Source organism: Maribacter caenipelagi, assembly GCF_004364175.1.
GTDB classification, from domain to species: domain Bacteria; phylum Bacteroidota; class Bacteroidia; order Flavobacteriales; family Flavobacteriaceae; genus Maribacter; species Maribacter caenipelagi.
The window spans coordinates 21441-45303 of sequence record NZ_SNZW01000016.1 but is presented as its reverse complement, the minus strand read 5'-3'; the positions used below and the strand labels follow the sequence as shown (position 1 = coordinate 45303).

The window sequence follows — 23863 nt, the reverse complement described above, 5'->3', positions numbered from 1 at the left end:
ATACCATGGAAGAATTGCAGCCAATTAGTCTAAACTTTTAAAACAATCCAAGTCCATTTACCAATAAGACCCGTATACCCACTACAAAAACCAATAAAGCCGTAACCCTTTTAATACCATTTGCCGATAGTTTTTTAAGACTGATGCGAATACCTAGCTGTCCGCCTATGAGTACTGCTATGACCAAACAAATTGTTTCTCGCCATGGCAATGACAAGGACTCACTGGTTATCAATCCGAATAAGCCGGAAACAGAATTTACCAAAATAAAGAAACTTGCAAGAGCGGCTATTTTTATGGCTTTGCTCCACCGTAGATGATTTAGAACTGGAGCTAAAAAAATACCTCCGCCAATTCCTACTAATCCAGATAAGAATCCAATACCCGCTCCTAAAACATAGCTCAAATATTTTGGATAATCTTCAACCTCTTTTTTCACTTTGTTCATTTCAAAAGTCTGAACAGCCAAAAACAATGCGGATAGAATTAGAGAACATCCTAAAATCATAAAAAACACACTTTCTTTTAAGCGAAATGTAGCGCCTAGATAAGCCAGCGGAATACTTGCAATAACAAAGGGAAGAAAATCTTTTAATTTTGCGTGACCGTTTTTAAAATACAGATACGTACTTCCTGAAACTACCATCAAATTACAAACTAACGCAATAGATCTAATGGCAAAAAAACTAGTTAAAAATAGCGTCAATAGTGCCAAATAGCTAGAACCACCACCAAAACCTACAGAAGAATATAATGTGGCGATGATAAAAAAACCGATGCATAAGAGTATCAAATGCTCAATAGGTATCAACATAATTCTTCATCTGATTCATACCTCCGGTAACATTTACAAAATCTTTTCCTGGAAATAATTTTTGCATGGTTGCAATAGCCTTTTTACTACGAACCCCAGACTGACAAATAACATAAACCGTGGTTTCTAAATCAACCTCAGATATTCTATTGTTTAATTCACTTAAAGGAATATGTTTCGCTTCTTTTAAATGCTTCCTCTGAAATTCTTTATCTGTACGAACATCTATCAGTTCAATGGACTTACTTGAAAGCAATTGTTGAAGTTCGTTAGCTTCCATAGATTTTAAAGGAAGTTCACAATCAAAATCGTAGTTAGAAGCAAGGTTTTTTATCTCGTTATTCCCCAATTGCAACTTAAATTTCATTCGCTGTGTTCGTTGGCTCAGTGTATCAAAAAGTAATAAAACACCTGATAACACCTCCCCTATTTCTGCAATAATCTTTACTACTTCTAAAGCTTGTAGATTACCTATGATTCCTGGTAAAATACCCAGTACACCATTCTCATTACAATTAGGAACGGCATCTGCTGATGGCATGGTGGGGAACAAACAGCGATATGTTGGTCCACCTTTATAATTAAAAACACTTACTTGACCTTCAAAAGCGTGTAATGCACCATAAACAAAAGGTTTATTTAAAATTACACAAGCATCATTAATTAAATATCTAGTTGGAAAATTATCGGTAGCATCGACCACGATATCATATTCTTTAATAATATCAAGTACGTTCGAGACTGTTAAATAAGATGGGTAGGTATTGATAATAGTATTGGAATTCTGAGCTGATAATTGATTAATTATTGCCTCTACTTTGGGCATACCCACCATAGCTTCAGTAAATAAAACTTGACGATGAAGGTTAGATAAAGAAACAACATCTGCATCTACAACACCTAAAGTACCAACACCCATTGCGTTCAAATAAGTTAGTACGGGAATTCCGAGTCCGCCTGCTCCAACTACCAAAACTTTAGCTTGGTTAAGTTTTTGCTGACCCTCAGTTCCAAATCCGTCCAAAGTAATTTGTCTTAGGTATCGCTCTTTGTTCATGGTGCTATTTTAAGTAGCGCTTCTTCATACTCTATTCTAGAATTTGCATTGAGCAATACTTCTTTATGTTTTGGAAACACCAAGTTTACCTCAGCATTTATAAGAAATTTTCTAGGACAAGAACCGTTACCCGCCTCTAAATATGCCACAGACTGTTGTAAAGCTTCTGGTTCCCAGATTGCACAAAGTGGCTCTGGTAAAGGGTTATCCAAATCTGCAAAAGCACTTGCTATTTTATCTGAATTTCTTGCCGCAATTAATTCCTGCAAAGCTTTTTTATCCATCAACGGTAAATCACACGCCAATACCAACCAAGCAGCTTCAGGATGTGCTTTATGCGCAGATAGTAATCCGTTGTAAGGACCACGAAATTCATCATTATCTATTATCGTTTCAAACGAATTAGAAATTTCACTCTCTTGATCTTGACGAATACTTAGAAAAGTTTTATCGCAAACCTCATTTAACAAGTGGTATAAATGCTCACGTTGCGGAAGATTGTGATAAGTAATCAATCCCTTATCTTCGCCCATTCTTGTGCTTTTACCACCTGAAAGCACCAACCCATATAACTTATCTTTGGAAATCATTCTTCCCTCCTGTTTTTTGTTCTAGCTGAATTGCACCAATTATGATATCTTGTGAAAGCGCCTTACACATATCATATATTGTCAAAGCGGCGATAGAAACTCCGGTTAAAGCTTCCATTTCCACACCGGTCTTCTCATTGCACTTAACGGTACATGTAATTTGAAATGAATCTAACGCAGGTTCAATTTCAACATTGATTTTTGATAGGTTTATTTGATGACACAGCGGAATCAATTCTGCCGTTTTCTTTACTCCCTGTATACCAGCGATAACAGCGGTTTGTACGATACTCCCTTTTTTACCAACAAAATCTTGGTCAGACAAAGTTTTAAAAACATCTGCTGGAAATTTTATTATTCCACTAGCGATTGCCGTACGTACCGAAGCTGTTTTTTGAGAAACGTCTACCATAGTAGCATTTCCAGATTCATCTATATGTGATAATTTCTTCTGCATTACCCTCCTATTGAAGTCATTGAATTACTGAATACGTCTTTGTACTTTTCTTGTGCCTCAAAACCTGTTTTTGCGCGACTGCCGACAGCCTTTAAAATTTCCTTTTTGATATTTTCCTCTACATCATCCGCTCTCATAATATCCCTAAGATTTGCACTTGCTTTGGCATATAAACAAGTAATAACATCTCCTGTAGCAGAAATTCTAAGACGATTGCAACTACCACAGAATGTTCTACTAAAAGAAGGAATTACCCCAAAAGTTCCCTTAAAACCCGGAATCTTATAGTTTATTGAAGTAGAAGTTTTTGGAGATTCTAATTTATAGTAATTTGGGTGTTCGCTTCTAATATGTTCAAGTATGGTCTTAAAATCCCACTTGATAGTCTGAAACTCTTTAGAACCCCCATTAAAAGGCATTTCTTCAAGATAACGAACAGATACGTTGTAGTGTTTGGTCAACTCTAGCATTGGTAGAATATCATCTGTATTCTGACCATCTAAAGCAATGAAATTAATACGAACATTAAAGCCTTCGGTAATTAAGCGAATCATATTATTATACACCACATCATAGTGATCCCTACGCGTAATTCGCTCAAAAGTCTCACGATTGATGGCGTCCATACTCACATTAATATTCTTAATACCAAGCTCTTTCAACTCATCTATATGCGGACCAATTAATGTTGCATTCGTAGTAACTGAAATGTCATTTAACCCGTCTAATTTTGACAAACTACGCAATAACACCATTAAATCTTTACGTACAAAAGGCTCTCCACCGGTAATCCGTATTTTATCAATGCCTTGAGAAACAACTATCTCACTTAATTTCACTAACTCGTCTATAGTAAACAGCTTGTCATTTTTGGCAAAATTGATTCCCTCTTCTGGCATGCAATAATTACATCGAAGATTGCAACGGTCTGTCACCGCCAATCTCAAGTAATTAATTGCTCTATTATGGTTGTCTACTAACATACTTTTTAAATACAAGTTCAAACTCAAAAATCAAGTTCAAGAGTCAAGTTCAAGTTCAAATACAAACTCAATTTCCTCTATTCTCTTTACTCTAGCTCCTCTTCTCTATTTTCTATTTTCTCTCTTCTAACCTCTCTTCTCCAAAAATCACGGATGCGCTGAAACCCACACCGTTTTATTCTTAAATTTCTCTTTCTTCCAAATTGGAACAGTTTCTTTTAGAGTATCAATAAGAAATCTACATGCCTCAAAACAGGCATCTCTATGTGCAGATGATGCACCTACAACTACAACGGGTTCTTCAACACCTTTTTCACCAACTGCATGTCTCATGACCACTTTGTTCAATGACCATTTTTCCAAGGCCCTGTCAGCAATCTTCTCCATCTCTTTTAATGCCATTGACTTATAGGTTTCAAACTCTAAAGCAACTACTTCTTCATTGTTTGTAAACTCTCGTACGGCACCTACAAAAACACAGATTCCGCCACTTTTGGCATCACTTAATTCAGCGTATACCTTAGCGGTATCAATAATATTAACTATTTCAATCACTTTCTTCATTAGCCTCCGCTTACTGGTGGTATAATGGCAATTTCCTCATTGCCCATTAAAGATACATTATCATCGGCATATTCACTATTTACAGCTACCGCCAATGAATTTAATTTTGAAAATTCAGGATAAGAATCAATCAGATGTTTTTTAAGTTCGGCAACATTAACAGGCTTAAATCCATCAGAAAAACTGATTTCAGAACTACCTACAATATCTTTTGTAATGCCAAAAAAAAGTACATTCATGTCTTATGAAAATTAGATAAATTCCAAGTTAGGTATAAAAAATAAGGTGCCATAAAAATGGCACCTATTTTAAAAGAATTATATGATTTTGAGAAATGTCTTACTCTACAATTACCGCATTCTCAGGTCTAGAATAAAAATCTATTGGTTTAGCGGCAGTAGACAAACTTGCATTCTCAAAGTTAACGGTCTTGACCGCTTCTTTAATTTTACCCTCTTCTACTTTATGCCATGTAATTGATTTTGGCAATAATACCTCATCAACCTTTACCCAATCCGCATAATTTATCCAGCTAATTTTATCAGATGGTTCTCCACTAAAATAGGTCATAGTATACCCTAACCATCTCATTTCATATGTTTTTGCGTCATAATGAATGTAGTACTCATCTGTAGAAGAAGCCCCCACTCCGCTATTGTATGAAATTTTATAACCTGGGTATGAAACCCCTTCATATACCAAAGCATCAACTTCTTCATATATTATTCCATCATCTGATAATACAAAAGGCATTGCATAGAAATAGAACATTAAATTGTGATAGAACTTTGGTTTTCCTTTATAGTCACCGATATTATCTATAAGCCAAACTTCCGAATCGTTATAACCAAGTGTGTACGCAGGAGTCGAAATTTTATCGAACCTTTTATGAAGATCAATTGTTTGAATTTCGTTGAATTCCTCATTAGGCATTTCAAAATTCAATGTTTTATACCCTTTCCAAGCTTTTAATCCGCCATGAGCTCCAAATACTTTATTTAATTCGGATGGATATTTATTTAAGTTTACCTGAATCGATACTTCCTCAACAGCATCGGCAATCATTTCTTTTTTAGGTGCTTCATTACATGAAAATATAGCCAAGGCTAAAACTAAAAGGTAAATTTTACTCATCATTTCAATTAATTATTAATTATTTTTTTGAAACCCGTTAGTCGAGAAACTATAGAGGACTTACTAAATTGACTTATTTTTGTATTTCATGCAAGCAACTAAACACATAAGCAGCGCCCAAAACCCACTTATAAAGAAGGTTTTACTATTAAAAGATAAATCTAGGGAGCGAAAAAAAACAGGTCTTTTTGTTTTAGAAGGGCTACTTGAATTACAGCTAGCAATTGGCGCTCAATATGAGATAGAAACGATATTATATTGTGAAGATATCTTAGAACACTCTGAAAGTAGCGACATCTTAAAATCATTTCACTCAGATCAACTTATTTCGGTAAGCACAGAAATCTATAAGAAATTAGCTTATAGAGATACGACTGAGGGAGTAATCGCAATTGCCAAAAGCAAAGACCACCAACTTTCGACATTGAAATTCGAGACTGAAAATCCGTTGATACTTATTGCTGAAGCACCGGAAAAACCTGGTAATATTGGCGCATTACTTAGAACGGCAGATGCAGCAAACTTAGACGCTGTTTTAATTGCCAACCCAAAAACAGATTTATATAATCCGAATATCATTAGATCAAGTGTTGGTTGTGTTTTTTCTAGAAATGTTAAAATAGGCAGCACTACAGAAATTATATCTTATTTAAAGAAAGAAGGATTTCAGATATTCTGTGCAGCCCTTTCTGCATCTAAAGATTATACGACAGTCGATTTTAAAAACCCTACAGCAATAGTAGTAGGTACCGAACATTCGGGACTAAGTGATGAATGGTTAGAAAACAGTACCCAAAATATTATTATTCCAATGGAAGGTCAAATAGACTCTATGAACGTTTCGGTATCTGCGGCAATACTTATCTTTGAAGCGAAACGTCAGCGAAAAATAAACAAGTAACATTTATACTTTTTATATTAAGGTTTTCGTTTGCAACTACACTATATGGATAATACATTCGTCTTTTATTGTATTCTTTTTATCTTAATTGCAGAATTCATACTTGCTACAGTAATGAATTTTTTGAATGCAAAACGCTTTAAGGACCCTATACCTGAAGATTTAAATGACGTTTACAATACTGAGGAATATGAAAAATCTCAAGCATATAAATTAACCAATTACAAGTTCGGCGTTTTCACCTCTATTTTTTCGTTAGTCTTAATTTTATTCTTTTTACTATTCGGCGGATTTGCTTGGGTAGATAATGTAGCTCAAAATATCAGCGATAACATCATTATACAAGCATTGGTTTTCTTTGGTATAATTATGATTGGAAGCGATATTCTCAACATTCCGTTTACATACTACCAAACCTTTGTAATCGAAGAAAAATTCGGATTTAACAAAACCACAAAAGCTACATTTTTCATTGATAAGTTAAAGCAATGGGCAATGACCATCATTTTTGGCGGTGCAATTCTATCACTGATCATTTGGTTTTTTCAATGGGCAGGCACTAACTTTTGGTTATATACATGGGCTTTTGTAGCAATTTTTACGTTGTTCATGAATTTATTCTACAGTAAATTAATTGTGCCATTGTTCAATAAACAAGAGCCTTTAGAGGCTGGTAGTTTAAAAGAGAAAATCGAGAATTACGCAGCTCAAGTAGGTTTTGATCTGCAAAACATTTTTGTCATTAACGGATCTAAACGCTCTACAAAAGCAAATGCCTATTTTTCTGGATTCGGAAAAGAGAAGCGCGTAACCCTATATGATACTTTAATCAAGGATTTAGAAGAAGAAGAAATTGTTGCTGTTTTAGCCCATGAGATTGGGCATTATAAAAAAAAGCACATCGTATTTAATTTAGCCACATCAATCGTCCTTGCAGGAGTTATGCTATTTATACTATCATTATTTATAAATAATCCTGAAATTTCTTTGGCAATCGGTGTAGACAGACCAAGTTTTCATGCCGCATTAATCGGTTTCGGAATCTTATACAGTCCGATTTCAGAAGTCACAGGCTTGCTAATGAATCATTTTTCAAGAAAATTTGAATATCAGGCAGATGACTATGCAAAGAACACTTACGCAGCCTTGCCATTAGTAACTTCTTTAAAAAAGCTATCAAAAAACAGTCTTAGCAACCTTACTCCACATCCTGCATATGTTTTCATGCACTATTCCCATCCGCCATTAATCGATCGCATACGTAATTTAAAGGCTTAATTTTTGTTGTGCATCATATAAGATTATCTTATTTTTAATCTAGTATGACACAGGCAGCGATAGAAGAAGAAAACAAGCTTATAGCTCACGAGTATAAAGAATTACTGCGTATTAGTTACCAAACCCTATCTGATGAGGATAAAAAACTAATACGAAGCGCTTTTGAGGTTGCTGTTGATGCGCATAAAACACAACGAAGAAAATCGGGTGAAGCTTATATTTTTCACCCGATAGCGGTAGCAAAAATAGTCGCTTCAGAGATAGGTCTTGATGCGGTTTCCATTGCCTCTGCCCTGCTACATGATGTTGTAGAAGATACCGAATACACTTTAGATGATATTGATCGTATATTTGGTGAAACCGTGGCGCGCATTGTAGACGGACTCACAAAAATATCTCATTTAAAAAAAGACATGAACATCTCCCAGCAAGCGGAGAATTTCAGAAAAATGCTCTTGACTTTAAATGATGATGTACGTGTAATTATCATAAAAATTGCCGACCGTTATCACAATATGCTAACTATGGATTCTATGCCAGAGCATAAGCAAGTAAAGATTGCATCAGAAACACTGTATATCTATGCTCCGCTTGCCCATAGAATAGGGCTTTACAATATTAAAACAGAGCTAGAAGATTTAAGTTTAAAGTATACAGAACCAGAGGTTTACAACTCTATTAAAGATAAAATAGAGGATAGCAAAGAAGACCAGCAGGCATATATCGATGCTTTTTCTGGCACTATAGATAATTCACTTAAAAAAGAAGGACTCAACTACATTATAAAAGGGAGAATGAAATCTATCTTCTCTATGCGGAAAAAGATGATTGCCCAAAATGTCACTTTTGAAGAAATCTATGATAAATTTGCCATTAGAATTATTTATAAATCCGACTCACAGAACGAAAAATTTCTTGCTTGGAAAATATATTCTATAGTTACCGATCACTTTACCCCTAACCCAGTTAGATTACGAGATTGGATATCCTCTCCTAAATCAACTGGTTATGAAGCCCTACACATAACAGTAATGGGCCCAAAAGGTAAATGGGTAGAAGTACAGATCAGAAGTGAGCGTATGCATGAAATAGCTGAAAAAGGCTATGCCGCGCATTTTAAATACAAACATGGTGATCAAAAAGAACAAGGTATAGAGGTTTGGTTGAACAAACTTCAAGAAGCGCTTGAGAACGCAAATGCCAATGCTGTTGATTTCGTTGAGGAATTCAAACTCAATCTATATTCAAAAGAGATATTTGTATTCACCCCTAAAGGAGAGTTAAAATCATTACCTAAAGGGGCAACACCCTTAGATTTTTCATTCAATATTCATACAGAAGTTGGTATGCGTACCCGTGGCGCCAAAGTAAATGGCAAATTGGTTCCTTTGAACACCACGCTATCAAGTGGGGATCAAGTAGAAATTATAACATCTGACCAAGCAAAACCAAATCAAAACTGGTTAGACTATGCAACTACCGCTAGAGCAAGAGCAAAAATTAAATCTGTTCTTAGAGAAGAGAAAAAATCTGTTGCTGAAGACGGAAAAGAGATTTTACGTAGAAAATTAAAATCTCAAAAAATTTCGCTCAATGAGGATTCTATCAACAAAATGGTATCCTTCTTTAAGTTAAAAACAAGTCTCGATTTATTTTACAGAATTGGTATTGGTTCTATTGATAATGCCATGATCAAAGATTTCGCCTCTTCTTACAGCAATGCATTCATCAGTTTCTTTAAAAACAGAATGCGCAAATCACCAACGCAAGAAGACATCAACAAAGATGAAATCACATCTAAGTATGATATGCTTGTTTTTGGTAAGGAAGAAGAAAAATTAGAATATAAACTTTCGCAATGTTGTAACCCAATACCTGGTGACGAAGTGTTTGGTTTTGTAAGTGTTTCCGAAGGTATTAAGGTTCACAAAAAGAACTGTCCCAATGCAATTTCATTACAATCTAATTATGCATACCGTATAATCAGTGCAAAATGGATAGATTCATCTCAACAAGAATACCAAGCAGATATTGTAATGACCGGTATTGATAACATGGGACTTGTTAGTGATATTACAGAAGTTATATCTGATATTATGCACGTGAATATGCGTAATTTAAATTTCAGCACCGATGGTGGAACCTTTAAAGGTAAGATTACAGTAGTGGTCAAAAATAAAGCAGTATTAAAAAAGCTGACCGATAATCTTATGAACATCAACGGTATTGATAAAGTTACACGTATTTAGAAAAAGGAAATTAAAATTTAACTGTACCTTTGTGTATTAATACAGCATATATGTCTTCTGATAAAAATCAAGAAATTGTAAAAAACGTCTTCACAACCTTTTTGGAGGACAAAGGACATAGAAAAACCCCTGAACGATACGCTATTCTTCAAGAAATTTATGAAAGTGATGAGCATTTTGATATAGAATCACTTTATATTAAAATGAAGAATAAAAACTATCGTGTTAGTAGGGCTACCCTATACAATACCATAGAACTTCTTTTAGATTGTAAATTGGTACGTAAGCACCAGTTTGGAAAAAATCAGGCACAATACGAAAAGTCATATTTTGACCGTCAGCATGACCACGTAATTCTTACCGATACCGGTGAGGTAATGGAATTTTGCGACCCTAGAATTCAATCGATAAAGAAAACAATAGAAGAAGTTTTTGATATTACAATAAATACACATTCCCTTTATTTTTATGGGACTAAAAATACTCCTGCAAAAGATGCAGGCAAAAAAGAAATTAAATAGAACTAACCAAGTATATAATATTTAGATGGCAGTAGATTTATTGTTAGGCCTACAATGGGGTGACGAAGGAAAAGGAAAAATTGTTGATGTATTAACTAGAGATTACGACATTATTGCGCGTTTTCAAGGTGGTCCAAATGCTGGTCACACCTTAGAATTCGACGGTATTAAGCACGTACTTAGAACTATTCCTTCAGGAATTTTTCATAAAAAAGCAATGAACGTTATTGGTAACGGTGTTGTTATCGATCCAGTTGTTTTTGTAAAAGAACTAGAAGGTTTAGACCAATTCAACATTGACTACAAGGCAAAACTTATTATTTCTAGAAAAGCACATTTAATATTACCAACACACCGTTTGTTAGATGCAGCTTCTGAAGCATCTAAAGGAAAGGCTAAAATTGGATCTACGTTAAAAGGTATTGGTCCAACTTACATGGACAAGACCGGTAGAAACGGTATGCGTATTGGAGATTTAGAATTAGATTCTTGGAAAGAAAAATACCGTCATTTAGCAGATAAGCATGAAACTATGATTAGTTTCTACAATGTTGATGTACAGTATGATTTGGATGAAATGGAAGTAGAATTCTTTGAAGCAATTGAGCGTTTAAAAGAATTAACTTTTATAGATAGTGAAGAGTATTTGAATCAAGCTATTAAAGCAGGTAAAACGATTTTAGCAGAAGGTGCACAAGGATCTTTATTAGATATCGATTTTGGTACATACCCATTTGTTACATCATCTAATACAACGGCAGCAGGTGCTTGTACAGGTTTAGGTATTGCCCCTAATAAAGTAAAAGAGGTATACGGTATTTTCAAAGCATATACTACACGTGTAGGATCTGGTCCTTTCCCAACAGAACTGTTCGATGAAGTTGGTGAAGAAATGGCTAAAGTAGGTCACGAATTTGGTGCGGTAACCGGTAGACCTCGTCGCTGTGGTTGGTTAGACCTTGTGGCATTAAAATATGCATGTCAAGTTAATGGCGTTACACAATTAAATATGATGAAGGGCGATGTACTTTCTGGTTTTGATAGCCTACAAGTATGTACCGCTTACGAATATAAAGGTGAAACCATCACTCATTTTCCTTACAACATAGAGCCAGAAAATGTAACTCCTATTTACACTGAGTTCGCTTGTTGGAAAGAAGATTTAACCAAAATGACTTCTGCTGACCAATTGCCGAAAGAACTTAACGAGTATATTGACTTTCTGGAAAAAGAATTAGAAGTGCCAATCAAGATTGTTTCTGTCGGTCCAGATAGAACTCAAACAATTTCAAGATAGACATTTAACGACCAAGAGAGGTTGTTCAACTTACAGGAATGGCGATATAGGGAAATACCTTTATCGCCATTCTTTTTTTTTGTAATTTCCATATCGTATAAAATGTACATTTCACATTTTAACAACTACTCGAAATATGAAAAAAACTACCTTCGCCGCACTACTCTCACTTGTTGCTTTAACAATTGCTTGTAAAACGGAAAAAAAACAAACAATAGAGGAGCAATCAAAAACCGAACAGCCATCTAAAGGAGAATGGATTACCTTATTCGATGGCACCACCACCAAAGGTTGGCGCGCATATAATGGCAAAGAACTTCCTCCTGGATGGATTGCCAAAGATGGAGAATTACAATTTGACACCGAATTAGGAAAAGAGCAAGATTATACAGGTGGAACAGATATTATTTATGGAGCAGAAGAATTTGATAACTTCGAGCTTTATGTCGAGTGGAAATTACCAAAAGGTGGTAATAGTGGTATTTTCTATCATTTAAAAGAAGGCTATGATAGTCCGCCAGAAGTTTCACCAGAGTATCAATTAATAGATGATGAAAACTATGCCAGCATTCACGATCTTACCGATTACAATTTAAGTTTAGGGTATACCGACAAGCCAGAAGAGCTTAAACCGTTACAACAGACCGCCTCAGACTATGCCATGCATGCTGCAGACCCAGATGGTAAAATATTGCATCCGGTGGGCGAATGGAACACTACAAGAATCATCTTCACTCCAGAACAGGTAGAACATTGGCTGAACGGAAAAAAAGTAGTTTCCTTTGTTCCATGGGACGAAGCTTGGTACGAAAAAAAGAATTCCGATAAATGGAAAAACAGTGAAGATTATGGCAAATTTAAAACTGGCTATATTGGCTTCCAAGATCACTCTAGCCCCATCTGGTTTAGAAACATTAAAATCAAAAAACTTTAACCACCACACCAATGAATAAAAGAGACTTTTTAAAAAACGCAGCGGCTTTGTCCACATTTGTATTATTACCATCAGGACTTTGGTCTTGTAAAAAGGAAGTAAAGAAATTAACTAGACTTCGTACTGCGCATATTGGTGTTGGTAATATGGGCGCCGAAGACTTAAAAGCTATTTCATCTCATAATAAAGTTGATGTAACTCTATTGTGCGATGTTGATGCAAATAACTTGGCAGCAGCAAAAAAACTGCATCCAAATGCTAAAACATATTCTGACTATAGAGTAATGTTAAAAGAAATGGGTGATGAAATCGATGCAGTAGTCGTTTCTACTCCTGATCATACCCATGCACCCGCTTCAATGATGGCTATGGAGATGGACAAACCGGTATATTGTCAAAAACCATTGACCCACTACGTATCTGAAGCTAGAGCAATGAATAAACTGGCGGCAGAAAAAGGCTTGATTACCCAAATGGGAATTCAAGTACATTCCTTTTACGATTATAAATTAGCGACCTTATTAATACAATCTGGTATTATTGGTAAAGTACATACCGTACGTGCATGGTCTCCTAAAGACTGGGGGTATGACGGCCCGGAACCTACTGGTTCAGACCCAATACCAGAATCATTAGATTGGAACTTATGGCTGGGAACTTCAGCTGAACGACCATATAAAGAAGGTTTCTACCACCCAGGTAATTGGAGAAAATTGGTAGATTATGGTTGTGGTACTTTAGGTGATATGGGCGTTCATATTTTTGACACTCCGTATAATGCATTAGACCTTCAAGTTCCTATGACCATTAAAAATGAATGTAGAGAACCAAACGGATTCGGTTTTCCACAAAACAATGTCGTGACTTACGAATTTCCTCAGACCGATTATACCACCGAAACTTTAAAATGGGTTTGGTATGATGGTCCGGGGGCACCAAAAGACCATGAAGATTTAATACTTCCTGGTGGTGAAAACAAGGCAGATGCAAAAGATATAGCTGAAGATTCTATGGAAGATAAAATGTCGCTAGATACTAAAACCGCGAGTGAAGGGACACTGCCGGAACAAGGCGCTATGTTCATTGGTGAAAAAGGAAGGCTCTTACTACCGCATTTTATGCAACTACCGAAAAAGATAGTAGACGGTAAATATGTTGATATTTCAGCAGAAATAGAAGCTCTAGAAAAAGAGAATAATATGGGTAAACCAATTCGAGATTATGATTTGGAAGGACCTAAACATTACCACCAGTTCGTAGATGCCTGTTTAGGCACAGATAAAACCACGGCACCATTTTCATATGCATCTAGGCTTACAGAAACTATTTTACTTGGTGTAATTGCCGGCAGGTTCCCAAATCAGGTTTTACATTGGGATAGTGAGAATGCTAAATTCTCTGAAGATGAAGCAAACGCTTTCTTAGAAGGCGATTATAGAAATTTCTAAATCAAATATTAAAAATAAAAAAACCGCTTTCGAGTGGTTTTTTTTATCTCTAGATTTTTTGAAACATACCGCTATCAACTTACTCAAAAATGACAACAATCTATACAAACATTTTTAGATTCCACAATTGATATTGATTTCTCATCTATTGAACGGTTAATCGAAAATTCAAAATCACCAACATATAGAACACACTGCAGCACTCGCTTCAAATAAAAAAGTTAAGAATTCTGATAAAAATTCAAAAAGAAATAAAAACCAGAGCCTATAAAGTAGTACTTTACTAAATGTATGCTAATAGTTTTATGCGCTCTTTTAAAATGTTCTATTTTTGAAAAAAAAGTAGATTGAAAACCTTTTGCGCATCCATCTTATTATTTCTAGCTTTTTCAATATTGGGTTTAGCCCAAGATGTTACAGCTGAAGAAGAATCAAAACAAATTAATATTGTCTATGGTGCCAACTTCACTAAAAATGAAGCTGAATACCCAGGTGCCTCTATTTTTAGTAAAGATAACCGACAAGTTCAATTTGAACATCAAGGTGCCGATCTATGGTGCGATGTTGCTATTTACTACCAATTAGAAAACCGATTAGAAGCTATTGGCAATGTTATTCTAAAGCAAGGCGATTCGGTAGAAATGACCAGTAAAAAAATCAACTATTTAGGTGATGTGAAATTGGCGAAAGCCTGGGGCAACGTTGTACTGACAAATTCAGACATGACCTTAAAAACAGATACCCTTCGTTTAGATCGAGAAAAACAAGAAGCTTTTTATCAAGATAACGGTACTGTAGTAGACTCTGCAAATACACTGACAAGTAAAATTGGCAAGTATTTCATGGAGCTTAAAAAGTATCAATTTTTAGATAGTGTGCATGTTGAGAATCCGAAATATACGGTAGACTCTGAGCAATTAGATTATTACACAACCTCTAAAAATTTTTATATGTATGGACCATCTACAATCAATGGAGAGACCTACAAAATATATTGCGAAAGAGGGTTTTATGACACTAAAATTGAGAGTGGCTACGGTATTAAAAATACCCGAATAGACTATAACAACCGAATTATTGAAGGGGATAGTGTTTACTTCAATAAGGCAAAAGAATTTGCATCGGCAACAAACAACATTACCGTAACCGATACCATCAACAACGGTATAATAAGAGCTCATTATGCAGAGGTGTTCAAAGCAAAAGATTCCGTTTTTGCGACCAGAAGAGCGGTATCAATCTCAGTACAAGAAAGAGATTCGCTTTTTGTTCATGGCGATACATTAATGGTCACCGGTAAACCAGAAGATAGAATTTTACGTGCCTTTAGAAATGCAAAATTCTATAAAACCGATTTAAGCGGAAAATGCGACAGTATACACTCAGAACAAAAGACGGGTATAACACAGCTAATTAAAAATCCGATTATTTGGAACGGTGCCAATCAAATGACCGGTGATAGTATTCACCTAAAATCGAACCTAGAGACTGAGAAATTAGATTCTTTAAAAGTATTGCAAAATGCTTTTATTATTTCTTTAGATAGTGTAAGCATGACTGGCTATAACCAAGCAAAAGGCATTAATTTGTACGGACAGTTTATAGAAAATGAACTAAAAATTATCGATTTGGTTCAGAATACAGAAGTAGTGTATTACATGTACAATGATGATGACGAACTTATTGGAATCGATAAAACGGTATGCAGTAAAATTCGTATAACCATGGCTGAAAATGATATTGAAAATCTGACTTTTTACACCGATCCAGATGGCGATATTTTTCCAGAAAAAGATTTACCAAAAAACAGTAGAATATTAAAAGGTTTTGTGTGGCGTGGTGATGAGCGTATTCTCACCAAAGATGATATTTTTGATGAAGACGATAACAACTTAGAACTTGTTGTCATTAACGGAATTGACAACCCTATTGATATTGATGCAGAAGAGCAACAAAGAAGTCAAAACGAATCTGACCCTATCAACAATATACAAACACAAGATAAAGCAACAGATCCAAAAAAATCTGTGAAACCAAAAAAAGTGAAATAGAAATTTCACATGAACAAAGATTTTCTACAATATCAAGCTCAAACTTCCCCCTACCCATTAGGTATGGAAGTTTCTCATGCCAGCGGTAGTTATATATATGACACCGATGGCAATGCACATTTAGACTTTGTTGCAGGTGTTTCTGCATGCACACTTGGCCATTGTCACCCAGAGGTTGTCAAAGCAATAAAAAAACAGGTTGATAAATACATGCATGTAATGGTGTATGGCGAATATTCACAATCACCAGCAACGATATATACCAAATTATTGGCAGCCAATTTACCCGCACCTTTAGAAGTTACTTATTTGGTAAATTCAGGAACAGAAGCAATAGAAGGCGCTTTAAAACTTGCGAGAAGATATACAGGTCGTTCTGAAATTATCGCGGGAAAATCTGCATATCATGGTAATACCATGGGTAGCTTAAGCCTTATGGATTTTGAAGAGCGCAAAAGTGTATTTAGACCTTTGTTACCAGATATTTATCATATTGAATTCAACAACGAAAAAGATTTAGAGAAAATTACCACCAAAACCGCATGTGTAATATTAGAAACCATACAAGGTGGTGCAGGATTTATACTCCCAAAAAATAATTATTTAAAGAAAGTAAAAGCACGCTGCAAAGAAATGGGTGCCTTACTAATACTTGATGAAATTCAGCCAGGTTTCGGTAGAACAGGAAAAATGTTCGCATTTGAACATTTCGATTGCATACCTGATATTTTAGTTATCGGTAAGGGTATGGCTTCTGGCTTGCCCGTTGGTGCGTTTACAGCAAGTAAAGAGATTATGAATACGTTGAGCGAAAACCCGAAAATGGGTCACATTACAACGTTTGGTGGCAATCCCGTAATTGCTGCATCTAGCTTGGCTACGCTAAATGTATTATTGAATTCAAATTTAATAGCTGATACGCTAAGCAAAGAAGCATTATTTAAATCACTATTAAAACATCCGAAGATAAAAGAAGTAAGAGGTAAAGGATTGATGCTTGCTTTGATAATGGATACACCTGAAACAGCCAATGAATTAGTATTACAAGCAAAGAAAAAGAACTTAATTCTATTCTGGTTATTATTTGAAAATAGAGCAGTTAGAATTTCTCCACCGTTAACTATTTCAGAAAAGGAAATTCGAGAAGGTTGTGCAATAATTTTAGCACTTCTTAACTCCATGCAAATCAACGTTGTTAACTAATTTGTTAATAATATCGATTCGAACAGTGGCTGAAACCCCGCACAATCACTTACTTTTAAAATATCTTGTAAAACCAAATAGTTCCTATGGCGTTAGAATCTAACGAGAGACCGGACAAGCCAATTACAAAATTCGAGTCAATGCTTAAGACAGACGATGTCTATTTCTTTGATGCTGAGGATTTTGAAGATATTGTGCATCACTACCTAAATCATGGGAAGATTTCTTTGGCTAAAAAAGGAATTAAAATAGGTCTGCAGCAACATCCGGCTTCAATTGAATTAAAATTACTTCAGGTAGAAGTCATGGTTTTCGAAAACCAGATGGAAAAAGCTGAGGCACTTTTAGATGAACTACAAAGACTAGATAATTACAACGATGAAATTTACATTCAACGTGCCAATATATTTTCGAAACGAGATGATCACCAAGGTGCAATTGAATTACTACAAAAAGCATTAAGCTTTACCAACAATAGTTTTGACATTTATAGTCTTTTAGGCATGGAGTATTTGTTCATGGACAATTTCGATAATGCGAAACAGAGCTTTATGAAATGTGTAGAGTTCGACGAACAAGATTATTCTTCTCTTTATAACGTAGTGTATTGCTTTGAGTTTCTTGAAGATTACGATGGTGCCATTGTTTACTTGAACAGTTATTTAGAAAAGAACCCGTATTGCGAAGTAGCATGGCATCAATTAGGTAAGCAATATTATTACAAAGAAATGTTTACCGAGGCATTGGCCGCATTTGATTTTGCTGTTATTTCAGATGATACTTTTATAGGTGCATATTTCGAAAAAGCCAAAGTACTTGAAAAACTTGGGCGCCATAAAGAGGCCATCGAAAATTACGAGACCACCATTTCTATTGAAGATCCCACATCTCATGCATTTTTAAGAATAGGAAAATGCTATGAAAAACTAAAGGATACCGAAATGGCTAAATACTATTTCTACCAAACAGTTCACGAAGATCCATTATTAGACAAAGGCTGGTTGGCTATTACAAATCTATATTTTAATAATAAAGATTTTGAAAAAGCCATCTTTTACATCAACAAAGCCTTAAATATAGATGGTGAGAATCCACAATACTGGAAAAAATGTGCAAATATTCACATGGCATTAAAGAATTATGACCAAGCAGATTTTGCATATAAGCAAGCGGTAGAATTAGGTAATTATGAATTGGACACGTGGTTGAATTGGGCTGAAGTAGTTCATATTAATGGAGATGAATCATCAGCTGTGCAAATTCTATCTCAAGGAAGAGAGTTTTACCCTGAAAGTTTGAAACTATTATATAAGTCTGTAGGCTACCTTCTACTTGCCGAAGACCCTATTAATGCACGTATTATGTTAATGGATGCATTGAAAATTGATAAAAAGCAAAAAAAACTTCATTTGTTCACTGAAAATTTTCCGGAATACGGCAAGTCTGAATGGACACAAGAAATTGTAAGAAAATACAATAAAACCTCTTAGAAAAGGTTCTACATTTCATGGACGATAGAAAACTCAAAGATTATACATTCATATCTCTAAAAGGTATGGCAATGGGTATCGCAGAATTGGTACCAGGCGTTTCTGGTGGTACAATAGCCTTTGTAACAGGCATTTACGAAGAATTCATTACTTCTATAAATAACGTAAACCTCACTACTTTAAAAGTTCTTAAAGAAGAAGGGTTCAAAAAATTCTGGGAGAAATTAAATGGCAATTTTCTGTTAGCATTGGTCATCGGTATGATGATCAGTATTTTCTCGTTATCAAAAGTTATTGCTTGGTTATTAGAAGAGCACCCAATAATAACATGGTCGTTCTTTTTCGGTTTGGTATTGGCAAGTGTCATTTTCGTAGCTAAATCAATTAAAAAATGGAACGTTTTAGCCATTTTGTTATTTATAATTGGAACAGCTGGTGCTTTTTACATCACTACCCTTCCGCCTTCTACTAGTTCAGGAAGTTTGCCTTTTATATTTCTTTCTGGCGCCATAGCCATTTGCGCCATGGTCTTACCTGGTATATCAGGATCTTTCATATTGGTTTTATTGGGTTCTTATAAAACCGTTTTAGAAGCCGTTAATGAAAAAGATTTTGGCATTATTATCACCTTTGCCTTTGGTGCCGCTTTTGGCATTTTGAGTTTTGCTAGAGTTTTAAAGTGGATGTTTAGCAATTATAAAGATGCCACCTTAGCTGTTTTAACCGGATTCATCTTGGGATCATTGAACAAAATATGGCCTTGGAAGAATATTATTGAGGTAATTCAGATTGGTAAAAAAGAAATTATAATAGACGAAAACATATCACCTTTCGCATTTCAGGGTGATAATCAATTAACCTTTGCCATTTTAGCCGCTGTAATAGGTTTTTCTCTTATTTTTATATTAGAAAAATCAGCTTCTAAGAAGTAAAGCGAAAACCTGCATGAACCAACCCCGATCCTTTACCGATAAATTTTTCTTGGTCGTAAAGGGACTTTGTATGGGTGCTGCCAATAAAGTACCAGGTGTATCTGGTGGTATTGTTGCATTTGTAGGTGGTTTTTACGAAGAATTCATTTATTCACTTCAAAAAATAAATGCCAAAGCTTTTAAGCTTCTTATTAATGGAAGGCTTAAAAGTTTCTACCGATATATAAATGGTTCTTTTCTAACCCTTCTTATTTTCGGAATGCTGGTGAGCTATTTCAGTGTTTCAAAAATATTAGACTATTTTTTAGTAACACATGAGCTATATGTATGGTCTGCTTTTTTCGGTATGATCTTAGGTTCTATATATTACATAGGCAAAGATTTCGATTACTGGAAAAAGAAAACATTCACAGCTGCTATTATAGGGCTAAGTGTAGGTGTTGCTATTAGTTTTCTTAGTCCGGCAAAAGAAAACGACAACTTGCTATTTATCTTTTTATGTGGCATCATCAGTGTATCTGGTATGACGCTTCCAGGCCTTTCAGGGTCTTTCATATTAATATTACTAGGTAATTACGTACTACTTTTGGTAGATTCTGTTAATGCATTATATGATACTTTCTCAGAATTATTGGTAGGTGATTTCAGTTTTACCTCTAACACCGAAAGGTTACACACTCTAAAGATTTTAGCGGTATTTACATTAGGTTCTGCAACAGGTCTAGTTACCCTTTCTCATGTATTGACCTTCGTACTAAAGCATTATAAACATGTTACTACGGCAACTATATTGGGGTTCATTACGGGGTCGCTGGGTGTCGTTTGGCCATGGAAAAAAACTATTTTTAAAACGGGAATCGATGGTGAAAGCATTTTAGATTCTAATGGAAAACAAATAATAATGAACTACGAACGGTTTCTACCAGATATGACCACCGTAGAAAACTGGATGGCTATCATCTGTATTATATTTGGTATTAGTATTTTACTACTTTTAGATTGGTATGGAAAAAACAGAAAAACAGAAAGCTAATTACGGCTTAATAGGTAAAGATATTTCTTATTCATTTTCAAGAGGATATTTTAAAAAAAAATTCGAAGATATGGGGTTGGATAATTGCTCTTATCAAAACTTCGATTTACAAGCTATTTCAGAATTTCCGACCATCTTCAAAAATACTGAAAATCTACAGGGGCTCAATATCACCATACCTTATAAAGAAGAAGTAATGGCTTTTTTAGACGATATCGATATTGCAGCAAATAAAATAGGTGCGGTAAATACCATAAAAATCACTAAGAATGGTTTAGTCGGCTTCAATACCGATGCTTATGGATTTGAGAAATCTATAGAACCATATCTAAAAGAACATCATAGAAAAGCATTGATTTTAGGTACAGGAGGAGCATCAAAAGCCGTTGCATTTGTACTTGAAGAATTAGACATAGCATTTTCGTTTGTATCAAGAAGCGGTAAAAACAATGGGTTTACTTATCATGATTTAACAGATGATATAATAGCTGAACATACCTTAATCATAAATTGTTCTCCGGTGGGTACTTTTCCGAAGATTGAAGAAAAGCCTGCAATTCCGTATTCAAAAATAGGTAAAGAGCACCTTCTATTCGACCTTATATATAATCCTGAAGAAACTACATTTTTATCCGCAGGCAAAGCTAAAGGGGCAACAATTTCTAACGGTCATAAAATGTTAGAGTTTCAGGCTGAAAAATCTTGGGAAATATGGAACCGTTAACCTCTTAACCTTAAGCATATCTACTAGAAATACATTGTAAATTATAGGTTTCTGCTTAATTACTCTATTACGTTTTAACTAAAAAGAACAATCAATTCTTTGCTAGTCTTGGGGTTGTCACTATCTTGTATGCATATAATTTAGGAATATGTCTGAGGATAAAGAACAACAATTACCAGAGAATTCAATAGATGAAAAAACTGTAGTAGAATCTACTAAAAATACAGTAGAAGAAACAGTGAATGCTACTGAAGAATCAACAGAATTACCAGCAGAACCTTCAACCGTTTCTAACGAACAGGTAGAAGAAACTGATGTAATGAATGAAATTGATGATTCTAATGCTGAAGACGCTGAAGATACCGATACCGTAAAAAGACATGAAATACCCATGCCAGATTACCATGAAATGAGTATGGAAAATTTGGTAGGTGAATTACAGCGGTTGGTGAAAAACGAAAAAGTTCAAGCGATAAGAAAGCATGTTGACACTATTAAAGACGAATTCAATCAAAAATTCGATGAGTTTTTAGAAGAAAAAAAAGAAGAGTTTATTGCTAACGGTGGTAATGAAATTGATTTTAGATATAACTCTATAGATAAACAACAATTCAACGAAGTATACTCAGAATACAGAGACAAACGTAACCAACATTATAAAAGCTTAGAAAAAAGCCATAAAGACAATCTAGCCTATAGATTAGACCTTATTGAACAACTGAAGGCATTGGTCAATGTTGAAGAAGATATAAATACTACGTATAACAATTTCAAAGATATACAGGCTAAATGGCGCCATGCAGGGGCTATACCTCGTGCAGACTATAATAATGTTTGGAAAACATACCACCACCATATTGAAATTTTCTATGATTTTTTAAATATCAATAGAGACTTAAGAGATTTAGATTTCAAGCATAATCTTGAAGAAAAAGGTAAAATAGTTGCTAGAGCCGAAGAGCTTTCAAAAGAACCTGATTTAAATAGAGCATTTAGAGAGCTACAGGTTTTGCACAAAATCTGGAAAGAAGATTTGGGTCCGGTAGGCAAAGATCATAGGGAAGAAATTTGGGAGCGATTTAGCGCCGCAACAAAAATTATTCATGAAAGAAGACAAGATTATTTTAAGAATCTTGATAAAATAAAAGAAGAAAATTTAGAACGTAAGCATGCAATTATTGCAGAGATAAGTGCACTTAGTGAAAATGTATCTAACAATCACGGTACACTGCAGCAACAGATAAAAAAATTAGAGGAACTTAGAGAAGCCTTTTTTAAAGCAGGTCAAGTACCACAAAAAGTAAATTCTAAAACTTGGAACAGTTTTAAGGGTGCGGTGCGTGTATTCAATCAGAACAAAAATGCCTTTTACAAGAACCTTAAAAAAGACCAGCAAGAGAATTTAGACAAAAAAAGGGCCTTATTAGAAATAGCGGTTTCAATAAAGGATAGTGACGATTTTGATGCAACCACTTCAGAAATGAAGCGCATACAAGGTCAGTGGAAAAAGATTGGACATGTACCAAGAAAGTACTCCGACAAATTGTGGAAAGATTTCAAAACTGCCTGTAACCACTATTTTGATAGGTTAAATGCGCTTAAAAATGATGCATTTAAAGAAGAGGAAGCTAATTTTAAACTTAAAAATGATTTTATTGACCGTCTTAAGGCATTTGAGTTAAGTGGAGACAAAGCTAAAGATTTAAAGACTATCGAGAAATTTTCTGAAGAGTGGAAAACATATGGAAGAGTTCCGTTCAAAAAGAAAAACATCAATCAGAAGTTCGATAAAATAATAGATGCGCTATATCAAAAATGTGGTGTTAGCAAGCAAGAATCTGAACTGTTGAAATATGGTAACAAGATTCAACAACTTAGCAATAACGACAACCAAGAACGTGCTATACAGAATGAGCGCGCATTTATCAGAAAAAAGATAGATGAGAGCAAAGACGAAATTAGGCAGCTAGAAAATAACTTACAGTTCTTCTCTAACGCATCTGAAACCAATCCATTAGTACAAGATGTAATTAAAAGAGTTAACCAACACAAAGAATCATTAGCTGCTTGGAAAGCCAAATTAAAAAAATTGAACATCTTAAAAAACACACTTCTTAAAGAAGACGAAGAAGTTGAGGAGAAAGAAGAGCCAACTTCCTAATAACAAATGTTTTTTTAAGGAGATATATATAACATTTATAAT

At 34.9% G+C, this 23863-nt stretch carries 22 protein-coding genes; 14 read left to right on the top strand and 8 right to left on the bottom strand.

Annotation, left to right across the window (positions count from 1 at the left end; translation table 11 throughout):
* Window positions 1-37: 37 nt before the first annotated feature.
* The 8 genes from DFQ03_RS12810 to DFQ03_RS12775 form a co-directional block, all read right to left on the bottom strand.
* Window positions 38-814: a sulfite exporter TauE/SafE family protein gene (locus tag DFQ03_RS12810; protein WP_133673582.1), complete on the bottom strand. Its 777-nt coding sequence runs from the start codon at window positions 812-814 to the stop codon at window positions 38-40.
* A complete protein-coding gene (locus DFQ03_RS12805) occupies window positions 798-1871 on the bottom strand; it encodes a HesA/MoeB/ThiF family protein (protein WP_133673581.1) in 1074 nt (357 codons plus the stop codon). The genes DFQ03_RS12810 and DFQ03_RS12805 overlap by 17 nt, the downstream gene beginning before the upstream one ends.
* On the bottom strand, window positions 1868-2461 hold the full coding sequence (locus DFQ03_RS12800; RefSeq protein ID WP_133673580.1) for an NTP transferase domain-containing protein: 594 nt from the start codon (window positions 2459-2461) through the stop codon (window positions 1868-1870). The genes DFQ03_RS12805 and DFQ03_RS12800 overlap by 4 nt, the downstream gene beginning before the upstream one ends.
* Window positions 2445-2918: a cyclic pyranopterin monophosphate synthase MoaC gene (gene moaC, locus DFQ03_RS12795; protein ID WP_133673579.1), complete on the bottom strand. Its 474-nt coding sequence runs from the start codon at window positions 2916-2918 to the stop codon at window positions 2445-2447. The genes DFQ03_RS12800 and moaC overlap by 17 nt, the downstream gene beginning before the upstream one ends.
* On the bottom strand, window positions 2918-3901 hold the full coding sequence (gene moaA / locus DFQ03_RS12790; RefSeq protein ID WP_133673578.1) for a GTP 3',8-cyclase MoaA: 984 nt from the start codon (window positions 3899-3901) through the stop codon (window positions 2918-2920). Before moaA ends, moaC begins: the two co-directional genes overlap by 1 nt.
* 147 nt (window positions 3902-4048) lie before the next feature.
* A complete protein-coding gene (locus tag DFQ03_RS12785) occupies window positions 4049-4465 on the bottom strand; it encodes a molybdenum cofactor biosynthesis protein MoaE (protein ID WP_133673577.1) in 417 nt (138 codons plus the stop codon).
* A complete protein-coding gene (locus DFQ03_RS12780) occupies window positions 4465-4704 on the bottom strand; it encodes a MoaD/ThiS family protein (protein WP_133673576.1) in 240 nt (79 codons plus the stop codon). The genes DFQ03_RS12785 and DFQ03_RS12780 overlap by 1 nt, the downstream gene beginning before the upstream one ends.
* Before the next feature lie 100 nt (window positions 4705-4804).
* On the bottom strand, window positions 4805-5602 hold the full coding sequence (locus DFQ03_RS12775) for a DUF6503 family protein (protein WP_243834494.1): 798 nt from the start codon (window positions 5600-5602) through the stop codon (window positions 4805-4807).
* Window positions 5603-5687: 85 nt separating this feature from the next.
* Between DFQ03_RS12775 and DFQ03_RS12770 the strand changes: the two genes are divergently transcribed.
* The 14 genes from DFQ03_RS12770 to DFQ03_RS12705 all read left to right on the top strand — a co-directional run bounded on the left by DFQ03_RS12770 (window position 5688) and on the right by DFQ03_RS12705 (window position 23821).
* On the top strand, window positions 5688-6500 hold the full coding sequence (locus DFQ03_RS12770; protein ID WP_133673575.1) for a TrmH family RNA methyltransferase: 813 nt from the start codon (window positions 5688-5690) through the stop codon (window positions 6498-6500).
* Between the two features lie 45 nt (window positions 6501-6545).
* Window positions 6546-7778, top strand: coding sequence for a M48 family metallopeptidase (locus DFQ03_RS12765; protein WP_133673574.1), 1233 nt, complete (start codon window positions 6546-6548; stop codon window positions 7776-7778).
* Window positions 7779-7822: 44 nt separating this feature from the next.
* Window positions 7823-10027, top strand: a complete 2205-nt coding sequence (locus DFQ03_RS12760) for a RelA/SpoT family protein (protein WP_133673573.1) — start codon at window positions 7823-7825, stop codon at window positions 10025-10027.
* A 50-nt stretch (window positions 10028-10077) separates the two neighbouring features.
* Window positions 10078-10548 carry a Fur family transcriptional regulator gene (locus DFQ03_RS12755; protein WP_133673572.1) on the top strand — a complete coding sequence of 157 codons (471 nt, stop codon included), beginning with the start codon at window positions 10078-10080 and terminating at the stop codon, window positions 10546-10548.
* Between the two features lie 25 nt (window positions 10549-10573).
* Window positions 10574-11845, top strand: coding sequence for an adenylosuccinate synthase (locus DFQ03_RS12750; RefSeq protein ID WP_133673571.1), 1272 nt, complete (start codon window positions 10574-10576; stop codon window positions 11843-11845).
* A gap of 136 nt (window positions 11846-11981) precedes the next feature.
* A complete protein-coding gene (locus DFQ03_RS12745) occupies window positions 11982-12779 on the top strand; it encodes a 3-keto-disaccharide hydrolase (protein WP_133673570.1) in 798 nt (265 codons plus the stop codon).
* Between the two features lie 11 nt (window positions 12780-12790).
* On the top strand, window positions 12791-14227 hold the full coding sequence (locus DFQ03_RS12740; RefSeq protein ID WP_133673569.1) for a Gfo/Idh/MocA family protein: 1437 nt from the start codon (window positions 12791-12793) through the stop codon (window positions 14225-14227).
* Window positions 14228-14574: 347 nt separating this feature from the next.
* Window positions 14575-16278, top strand: coding sequence for an OstA-like protein (locus DFQ03_RS12735; RefSeq protein ID WP_394346270.1), 1704 nt, complete (start codon window positions 14575-14577; stop codon window positions 16276-16278).
* Window positions 16279-16287: 9 nt separating this feature from the next.
* Entirely contained in the window at window positions 16288-17481 is a 1194-nt protein-coding gene (locus DFQ03_RS12730) for an aspartate aminotransferase family protein (protein WP_133673568.1), read from the top strand.
* Window positions 17482-17567: 86 nt separating this feature from the next.
* Entirely contained in the window at window positions 17568-18971 is a 1404-nt protein-coding gene (locus DFQ03_RS12725) for a tetratricopeptide repeat protein (protein ID WP_133673567.1), read from the top strand.
* Between the two features lie 17 nt (window positions 18972-18988).
* Window positions 18989-19903, top strand: coding sequence for a DUF368 domain-containing protein (locus DFQ03_RS12720; protein WP_133673566.1), 915 nt, complete (start codon window positions 18989-18991; stop codon window positions 19901-19903).
* Between the two features lie 13 nt (window positions 19904-19916).
* Window positions 19917-20936 (top strand): DUF368 domain-containing protein, encoded by a 1020-nt coding sequence (locus DFQ03_RS12715; RefSeq protein WP_133673565.1) that lies wholly within the window; start codon window positions 19917-19919, stop codon window positions 20934-20936.
* The gene (locus tag DFQ03_RS12710) at window positions 20908-21660 is read left to right on the top strand and encodes a shikimate dehydrogenase family protein (RefSeq protein WP_133673564.1); all 753 of its coding nucleotides are present in this window, start codon (window positions 20908-20910) and stop codon (window positions 21658-21660) included. Before DFQ03_RS12715 ends, DFQ03_RS12710 begins: the two co-directional genes overlap by 29 nt.
* A gap of 148 nt (window positions 21661-21808) precedes the next feature.
* Window positions 21809-23821 carry a DUF349 domain-containing protein gene (locus tag DFQ03_RS12705; RefSeq protein ID WP_133673563.1) on the top strand — a complete coding sequence of 671 codons (2013 nt, stop codon included), beginning with the start codon at window positions 21809-21811 and terminating at the stop codon, window positions 23819-23821.
* Window positions 23822-23863: the final 42 nt, after the last annotated feature.

What these genes read in the sequence shown, in the direction of transcription:
- moaC (WP_133673579.1), bottom strand. Translation starts at nt 2,918, where the DNA reads ATGCAGAAGAAATTATCACATATAGATGAATCTGGAAATGCTACTATG.
- DFQ03_RS12725 (WP_133673567.1), top strand. Translation starts at nt 17,568, where the DNA reads ATGGCGTTAGAATCTAACGAGAGACCGGACAAGCCAATTACAAAATTC.
- DFQ03_RS12765 (WP_133673574.1), top strand. Translation starts at nt 6,546, where the DNA reads ATGGATAATACATTCGTCTTTTATTGTATTCTTTTTATCTTAATTGCA.
- moaA (WP_133673578.1), bottom strand. Translation starts at nt 3,901, where the DNA reads ATGTTAGTAGACAACCATAATAGAGCAATTAATTACTTGAGATTGGCG.
- DFQ03_RS12710 (WP_133673564.1), top strand. Translation starts at nt 20,908, where the DNA reads ATGGAAAAAACAGAAAAACAGAAAGCTAATTACGGCTTAATAGGTAAA.
- DFQ03_RS12730 (WP_133673568.1), top strand. Translation starts at nt 16,288, where the DNA reads ATGAACAAAGATTTTCTACAATATCAAGCTCAAACTTCCCCCTACCCA.
- DFQ03_RS12770 (WP_133673575.1), top strand. Translation starts at nt 5,688, where the DNA reads ATGCAAGCAACTAAACACATAAGCAGCGCCCAAAACCCACTTATAAAG.
- DFQ03_RS12785 (WP_133673577.1), bottom strand. Translation starts at nt 4,465, where the DNA reads ATGAAGAAAGTGATTGAAATAGTTAATATTATTGATACCGCTAAGGTA.
- DFQ03_RS12705 (WP_133673563.1), top strand. Translation starts at nt 21,809, where the DNA reads ATGTCTGAGGATAAAGAACAACAATTACCAGAGAATTCAATAGATGAA.
- DFQ03_RS12760 (WP_133673573.1), top strand. Translation starts at nt 7,823, where the DNA reads ATGACACAGGCAGCGATAGAAGAAGAAAACAAGCTTATAGCTCACGAG.
- DFQ03_RS12715 (WP_133673565.1), top strand. Translation starts at nt 19,917, where the DNA reads ATGAACCAACCCCGATCCTTTACCGATAAATTTTTCTTGGTCGTAAAG.
- DFQ03_RS12750 (WP_133673571.1), top strand. Translation starts at nt 10,574, where the DNA reads ATGGCAGTAGATTTATTGTTAGGCCTACAATGGGGTGACGAAGGAAAA.
- DFQ03_RS12745 (WP_133673570.1), top strand. Translation starts at nt 11,982, where the DNA reads ATGAAAAAAACTACCTTCGCCGCACTACTCTCACTTGTTGCTTTAACA.
- DFQ03_RS12800 (WP_133673580.1), bottom strand. Translation starts at nt 2,461, where the DNA reads ATGATTTCCAAAGATAAGTTATATGGGTTGGTGCTTTCAGGTGGTAAA.
- DFQ03_RS12720 (WP_133673566.1), top strand. Translation starts at nt 18,989, where the DNA reads ATGGACGATAGAAAACTCAAAGATTATACATTCATATCTCTAAAAGGT.
- DFQ03_RS12740 (WP_133673569.1), top strand. Translation starts at nt 12,791, where the DNA reads ATGAATAAAAGAGACTTTTTAAAAAACGCAGCGGCTTTGTCCACATTT.
- DFQ03_RS12780 (WP_133673576.1), bottom strand. Translation starts at nt 4,704, where the DNA reads ATGAATGTACTTTTTTTTGGCATTACAAAAGATATTGTAGGTAGTTCT.
- DFQ03_RS12775 (WP_243834494.1), bottom strand. Translation starts at nt 5,602, where the DNA reads ATGATGAGTAAAATTTACCTTTTAGTTTTAGCCTTGGCTATATTTTCA.
- DFQ03_RS12805 (WP_133673581.1), bottom strand. Translation starts at nt 1,871, where the DNA reads ATGAACAAAGAGCGATACCTAAGACAAATTACTTTGGACGGATTTGGA.
- DFQ03_RS12810 (WP_133673582.1), bottom strand. Translation starts at nt 814, where the DNA reads ATGTTGATACCTATTGAGCATTTGATACTCTTATGCATCGGTTTTTTT.
- DFQ03_RS12755 (WP_133673572.1), top strand. Translation starts at nt 10,078, where the DNA reads ATGTCTTCTGATAAAAATCAAGAAATTGTAAAAAACGTCTTCACAACC.